This is a genomic window from Curtobacterium sp. NPDC089689 (genome assembly GCF_044749145.1).
Classification (GTDB): domain Bacteria; phylum Actinomycetota; class Actinomycetes; order Actinomycetales; family Microbacteriaceae; genus Curtobacterium.
On the sequence record NZ_JBIVHJ010000002.1, the window covers coordinates 329,519 to 336,616 of the forward strand.

The window sequence follows — 7,098 nt, forward strand, 5'->3', positions numbered from 1 at the left end:
TCGCGCGACGCGACCACGGACTGGAGGCCCGGTACCAGCTGGTACCGGGCCTCCAGTCCGTTCTGTGATCGCGTGGACTACGCGGGCTGCGCCGCCGTGTGCAGCGGCACGATCACGCCGTGCGACTCACGGAGCACGTCGAGCGTGCGCTGGACCTCGTCGGCGCGCTCCTCCGCGGTCCAACCGAGGGTCCCGGCGAGGACGTCGGCGAGCTCGTCGAGCAGGTCGATGGTGACCCCGCCGACGAACGCGAGGTTCGTGCGCCGCAGCACCACGTCGACCAGGTGGACGGCCTGCTCGTGCTCGGCGAAGTACGCGACCTCGGCGCGGGTGAGCTTCGGGTCGGACTCGAGCGCCTCGACCGGACCGTCGGTGAGGACGTCCACGACCTCGGCGGCGCGGGTGCCGTAGCGCTCGAGCAGGCCCTCGACGAGGCCGGCGTCCAGGCCGTCGCGGTGCGACTTGATCCACAGTGCACGCTGGGCGTCCGTCGCCGGGAAGTCCTTGCCGCCACCGATCGCCATGCCGGTGGTGTCGACCTTCCGGGAGACGCCGAGCTTCGTCGTGGCCTCGGTGGAGAGGTGTGCGGCGAGGGCACGGAACGTGGTCCACTTGCCGCCGACGAGCGACAGCACGGTCGAGTCCGGCAGGCCGGCGATCTCGGTGTCCACGATCCGGTAGTCGCGGGAGACGAACCCGGGGGCGGTGTCCTCGTGACGGGGGAGCGGCCGGATGCCGGAGTAGCTGTAGACGATGTGGTCGCGGGTGACCTCGATCTGCGGGAAGACGTGCTTCACGAGCCCGAAGAAGTAGTCGATCTCCTCCTCGGTGGTCGTCACCGGCTGCGACGGGTCGGCGTCGATGTCGGTCGTGCCGATGAGCACCCGGCCCTTGAGCGGGTAGATGAGGACGATGCGTCCGTCATCGTTCTCGAAGAACAGCTCGCGGCCCTTGGTGGCCTCGAGCAGCTCGTCGTTGTGCACGACGATGTGGGAGCCCTTCGTGCCGCCCATGAACTTCGTCTCGCCGCCGAACGCCTCGTTGGTGAGGTCGGTCCACGGGCCGGACGCGTTGATCACGACGTCAGCGGTGAAGGTGAACTCCGAACCGGTCTCGCGGTCGCGGAGCAGGACGCCGCCGTCACGGGTGCCGGCGGCCTCGACGTAGTTGACCGCGCGGGCCGTCGCTGCCGAACCCGTACCGGTGCCCGCGGCGAGGCCGTCCTTGAGGACGTCGAGCGCGAGGCGCTCCGGCTCGTGCACGGAGGCGTCGTAGTAGGTGCCCGTGTACTTGAGGTCCTTGTTGAGCGCCGGCATGTCCGCGAGGGCCGCCTTCTTCGTGAGGAAGCGGTGCTTCGGCACCGAACCGCCGTCGCGCGAGAACGAGTCGTAGATCGTCATGCCGATCTTGATGAGCGCTGCGCCGCGTTCCTTCGTCGAGCGCTGCTTGTGCGTGAGCATCCGCAGCGGGGCGTTCATGATGCCGGAGAACGTCGAGAAGATCGGCATCGTCGTCTGCAGCGGCTTGACGTAGTGCGGGGCGATGCGGATGAGGCCGTTGCGCTCCTGCACGCTCTCGCGGACGAGGCGGAACTCGCCGTTCTCGAGGTAGCGGATGCCGCCGTGGATCATGTGGCTCGAGGCGGCCGAGGCGCCGCTCGCGTAGTCGCCGCGCTCGACGAGCGCGACGTCGACACCCTGCAGGGCGAGGTCGCGGAAGGTGGCGATGCCGTTGATGCCACCACCGACGATGAGGACCTGGGCGTTGGGGCGCTCCTTGAGGGCGCTCACCGTGTTCCGGGGCTGCGTCTTCTTCGACATGTGTCGCTTCCTTGGTCGATCGGTTGGTTCGGGATCGATCGTGCTCCTGGGTGGGAGGCTGGGCAACTTGCGTGCACGAACGTGCAGCACACCTGTCGTGGTCGCTCCCGACCCGGCCGGGAGGCGCGACAGGGGTTGCAGAGGCCGTGCACGTCCGTGCATGGTTGCGGTGCAACAGATCGGAGCACCATGAGCGACGCCGCCCAGCCCGTGCGCACCCAACAGGCGCTGCGCGCCGCGCACCTGTACTACCTGCAGGACCTCACGATGGACGCCATCGCGGACGAGCTCGGGACGTCCCGGTCGTCGGTGTCGCGGCTGCTGAAGTACGCGCGGGACACCGGTCTGGTGGACATCCAGATCCGGTCGCCCCTCGACCAGGCGGCCGCGCTCAGCCGGTCGATCCGGTCCCGCTTCGGGGTGCACGCGCACGTCGTCCCGGTGCCCGACCACACGAGCGACGTCGACCGTCTGGAGCGGGTAGCGCTGTCCGCCGCCCGGATCCTCACGCAGTACATCGACTCGAACATGGTCATCGGCATCTCGTGGGGTTCGACGGTGAGCGCGGTCAGCCGGTACCTCGTGCCGAAGACGACGCACGGGTCCACGATCGTCCAGGTGAACGGCGCCGCGAACACCCGCACGACGGGCATCGTCTACGCGTCCGAGATCCTCCGCAGGTTCGGGGAGGCGTACGGCGCCTTCGTGCAGCAGTTCCCGGTACCGGCGTTCTTCGACGACCCCGCGACGAAGGAGATGCTGTTCAAGGAGCGGTCGATCCGCCGCGTGCTCGACCTGCACGAGCGCATGGACCTCGTCGTCTTCGGCGTCGGTGCACCGCAGGCCCCGGTGCCGTCGCACGTGTACTCGGGCGGCTACCTCGACCCGGCGGACCAGCAGGAGCTCGTGCGCGCCAAGGTCGTCGGCGACGTCTCGACCGTGTTCTACCGGGCGGACGGCTCGTGGAAGGACATCGGCGTCAACGCGCGGGCGGGCGGGCCGGACCTCGACACGATCAAGCACGCGCCGCGGCGGGTGTGCGTCGTGGCCGGTCGGTCGAAGGCTGCCTCGCTCCGTGGCGCCCTGGCAGCGGGCCTCGTGACGGACCTCATCATCGACGAGAGCATCGGGCAGGCCATCCTGCAGCCGTGACACCGCCGCGGTGACCAGCCGTTTGTCCGCATCGCGCGGGGCGGTGTCGGTGGTGGCCCGTAGGTTCGACGTCATGGTGCCCACCAGCGAGACCACCCCGTCGACGACGGCGTCCTCGGTCGAGTCCCGATCGTTCCGGCGTCTCGTCGGCAACGACGTCGACGAAGCGATGGCCTTCTTCGGCGACGGCTACGACTTCCGCGCGCCCCGGGTCCGGCGGACGCACCAGCAGACCCCGTGGGACTTCGCGGGGGTCGGCGACGACCGCATGTCCCTCCGTTCGTCGCGCTTCGGGGTGGACCTGCAGACCGAGAGCATGACCGACGACGCGTTCCTCGTCGCCTGGATGCGTTCGGGGTCGAGCACGATCACGTTCGGTGGCGAGTCGGTCGACCTCGAGGTCGGCGTGCCGACCATCCTGCCGTTCGGCTCGCCCTACGTGCTGCACCACCGTGACATCGCGCTCAACCTCGTCCACCTCGACCGCGACTTCGTCCGGTCGGTGGTCGGCGACGACGACTTCGCGTTCGAGCCGCTGCGGCGTCCCACGGCCGAAGGGCGACGCATCTGGCAGGACACCGTCCGGGCGCACTCGTCGCGGTGGCTCGACGTGGGCAACGACGTCGGGCCGGTCGAGCAGCGCGACATCGCCGAGGCGTTCGTCCGGGCCGCGGTCGCCGCGTTCCCCGAGCGCAGCCGCTTCCGGGCCGCCGTCACCGGCACGGGGCCCGAGCACGACCGGCTCCGGCGGGCGCTCGAGTTCGTGCACGACCACGCGCGCGAGCCCATCGGGACGCCCGAGATCGCCGCGGCCTCGGGGCTCAGCCCCCGTGGTCTGCAGCAGTCGCTCAAGCGCAACCTCGGGCAGACCCCGGGCGACGTGCTGCGCGCCGCCCGACTCGACGGCGCACGGACCGACCTGCTCCGCGGGGCCCCCGACGGCACCACCGTCGCCGAGATCGCCCGCAACTGGGGCTTCGGCCACCTCGGTCGGTTCTCGGCGTCCTACCGGTCGCGGTTCGGCGAGTTGCCCAGTGCGTCGCTCCGAGCCGGCTGACCCGACCGTCCGAGGTAGCGTGCGGGGCATGGACTCCGTCGTCGCCGCCCTCCGCACCGCCCTCGCCGACCCGGACGGTGGGCTCGTTCGCACCGACGACGCCGTGGTCGACGCATCCCGCACCGACGGGTCCGGCTGGGTCGCGGACGGGGCACCGCTCGCCGTGGTCGAGGCCCGCTCCGTCGAGCACGTGCAGGCCACGCTCCGGACGTGCTCGGCGCTCGGAGTCCCAGTCGTCCCGCGCGGTGCCGGCACCGGTCTGGCCGGCGGCGCGAACGGGACCGACGGCTCGGTCGTGCTCAGCGTCGCGCGGATGGACCGCATCCTCGAGGTCTCGCCGGAGGACGAGCTCGCGGTCGTCGAGCCGGGCGTGCTGAACGGCGCCCTGAACGAGGCCGTCGCGCACCACGGACTCCGCTTCGCGCCCGATCCCGCGAGTGCGGCGATCGCGAGCGTCGGCGGCAACATCGCGACGAACGCCGGGGGCCTGCGCTGCGTGAAGTACGGCGTCACGCGCGAAGCCGTGCTCGGACTCGACGTGGTCCTCGCCGACGGCCGGCTCGTCTCCACGGGCCACCGCACGGTCAAGGGTGTGACCGGCCTCGACCTCACGTCGCTCCTGGTCGGCTCGGAGGGCACCCTCGGGGTCATCGTCGCCGCCACCGTCCGGCTCGTGCCGGTCCCGGCCGGCGAACCCGCCACGCTCGGCGCGGTCTTCCCGACGGTGCACCGGGCGGCAGCGGCGTCGGCCGCGATCGTCGCGGCGTCCGCGGACGGTGCCGCCCGGCCCTCGACCGTCGAACTCCTCGACGCCTCGTCGCTCGGCTACATCGCCGACCACCTCGGGCCGAGCGTGGTGGCGGAGACCGTGGGGAGCGGCCAGGAAGGCGGGGTGTTCCTCCTCGTGGAGTACGACGGCCCGGACGCGACGCGGGACGCGCTGGGCGCCGTGCCGCGCCTCCAGGCCGAGGGCGGGACCGTCGGCCTGGCGGGGTCGGCCGCCGAACGCGACCGACTGCTCACGATCCGCCGCTCGTTCCACGCGGCGATGGCCGCGCGCGGGCGGGTGCTCATCGAGGACGTCGCCGTGCCGCGCAGCCGCCTCGCCGAGATGTTCGACCGGGTCGAGGCGATCGGCCGCGAGTTCGACCTGCCGATCCCGACCTGCGCCCACGCCGGGGACGGCAACCTGCACCCGAACTTCGTGTTCGACGGCGAGGTCGTGCCGCAGAAGGTGTGGGACGCCGCCGACGCGCTCTTCCGGGCGGCGATCGAACTCGGCGGCACGCTCACCGGGGAGCACGGGGTGGGGGTCCTGAAGCGGCACCACCTCGGGGACGAGGTCGGCACGGACGTCCTCGAGCTCCAGCGCGGGATCCGCCGGGTGTTCGACCCGAAGGGCATCCTCAACCCGGGCAAGGTGTTCTGACGCCGAATCCCGTGACACGTCCGCGCTCGTTCGTGCGCAGATGTTCGGCAGAAACGTCCCCGTAACGAACCGCGGCGCATCGTGGGTGTCGAACGAGCACCGCCCACGAAGGAGTCCGTGATGCTGATCGGCGTCCCCACCGAAGTCAAGAACAACGAGTACCGCGTCGCCGCCACCCCCGCAGGTGTCGCCGAGCTGATGCTGCACGGCCACGAGGTCCTCGTGCAGGCCGGGGCGGGCGTCGGGTCCGCGTTCCCGGACGACGAGTACGCCGCGGCGGGTGCCACGATCGTCGCGACCGCCGACGAGGTGTGGGCCCGCGCCGAGATGATCCTCAAGGTGAAGGAGCCGGTCGCGTCCGAGTACGCGTCCATCCGACCCGGGCAGGTGCTCTTCACCTACCTGCACCTCGCCGCCGACCGAGCGCTCACCACGGCGCTCATGGAGTCGGGTGCGACCGCGATCGCGTACGAGACCGTCCAGCTGCCCGATCGCTCGCTGCCGCTGCTGTCGCCGATGTCGGAGATCGCCGGGCGCCTCTCCGCGCAGGTCGGCGCGTACCACCTCATGCGGACGAACGGCGGGCGCGGGCTGCTGCTCGGCGGGGTCCCGGGCGCGCCCAAGGGCCGCGTCGTCGTGATCGGCGGCGGTGTCGCGGGGGAGCACGCGGCGACGATGGCGCTCGGCCTCGGCGCCGAGGTCACCGTCTTCGACATCAGCCTGCCCCGCCTCCGTGCGCTCGACGCCCGGTTCGACGGACGCATCACGACCCTGCGGTCCTCGTCGCACGCGATCGCGTCGGCCCTGGCGTCCGCCGACCTCGTGATCGGGTCGGTGCTCATCCCCGGGGCCTCGGCGCCGAAGCTCGTGACGGACGCGATGGTCGCCGACATGCAGCCCGGGTCGGTGCTCGTCGACATCGCCATCGACCAGGGCGGGTGCTTCGAGGGCTCCCGCCCGACGACGCACGACGACCCGACGTTCCGCGTGCACGACGCGGTGTACTACTGCGTCGCGAACATGCCCGGTGCGGTGCCGCGCACGTCGACGATCTCGCTGACGAACGCGACGCTGCCGTACGCCGTCGCGATCGCCGACCGCGGGTGGGAGCAGGCACTCGCGGACGACCCCGCGCTCGCGTCCGGGTTGAACGTGCACGCGGGGCAGGTCACGAACGAGGCCGTCGCCGCCGCGCACGGACTGGCGGCCGCCGCGCGCTGACGCCGCTGGCCGTGCGGCCGTGCGTGCGGCGAGTCTCGTGGTGAGCGTCACTTCTCGCGCGCTCGAGCGCGCGAGGTGACGCTCACGCCGAGTCTCGGGGAAGCCCGGCCGAGTCTCGTGGTACCGCGGACCGGTCGGGGGGGGCACAGTGCGCCCCCGCCCCGTCGGTTCCGTTCCGGTGAGCCGAGTCTCGTGCAGGCGGACAGTCCTCGCGAGTCAGAGCGCGAGGACTGTCCGCCACGCCGAGTCTCGGCGCCGCTGGGCCGAGACTCGTGGTCGGGCCGCCGAGTCTCGTGGCCGGGCGGGGGGGGCCCCCCCCCCGCCCCCCCCCCCCGGCCCCCCGCCCCCCCCCCCCCCCCCGGGGGGGGCGGCGCGCCTACCCCCACACGCCACAGACCAGCCCCCCCCCCCCGCCACGC

Annotated in this window: 5 protein-coding genes; 4 read left to right on the forward strand and 1 reads right to left on the reverse strand. The window is 72.1% G+C overall.

Features of this window, described 5'->3' with window-relative positions:
* Nucleotides 1-77: 77 nt before the first annotated feature.
* Nucleotides 78-1,820, reverse strand: coding sequence for an FAD-dependent oxidoreductase (locus ACIPYW_RS09765; protein WP_400412924.1), 1,743 nt, complete (start codon nucleotides 1,818-1,820; stop codon nucleotides 78-80).
* Nucleotides 1,821-2,009: 189 nt separating this feature from the next.
* Here ACIPYW_RS09765 and ACIPYW_RS09770 point away from each other — a divergent pair, with 189 nt between their 5' ends.
* The 4 genes from ACIPYW_RS09770 to ald all read left to right on the forward strand — a co-directional run bounded on the left by ACIPYW_RS09770 (nucleotide 2,010) and on the right by ald (nucleotide 6,679).
* Nucleotides 2,010-2,972: a sugar-binding transcriptional regulator gene (locus ACIPYW_RS09770; protein ID WP_290131092.1), complete on the forward strand. Its 963-nt coding sequence runs from the start codon at nucleotides 2,010-2,012 to the stop codon at nucleotides 2,970-2,972.
* Nucleotides 2,973-3,045: 73 nt separating this feature from the next.
* Nucleotides 3,046-4,029 (forward strand): helix-turn-helix domain-containing protein, encoded by a 984-nt coding sequence (locus ACIPYW_RS09775; protein ID WP_400412925.1) that lies wholly within the window; start codon nucleotides 3,046-3,048, stop codon nucleotides 4,027-4,029.
* Nucleotides 4,030-4,057: 28 nt separating this feature from the next.
* The gene (locus ACIPYW_RS09780) at nucleotides 4,058-5,458 is read left to right on the forward strand and encodes an FAD-binding oxidoreductase (RefSeq protein WP_400412927.1); all 1,401 of its coding nucleotides are present in this window, start codon (nucleotides 4,058-4,060) and stop codon (nucleotides 5,456-5,458) included.
* A 120-nt stretch (nucleotides 5,459-5,578) separates the two neighbouring features.
* Nucleotides 5,579-6,679, forward strand: a complete 1,101-nt coding sequence (gene ald / locus ACIPYW_RS09785; RefSeq protein WP_400412929.1) for an alanine dehydrogenase — start codon at nucleotides 5,579-5,581, stop codon at nucleotides 6,677-6,679.
* The last annotated feature ends 419 nt before the right edge of the window (nucleotides 6,680-7,098 follow it).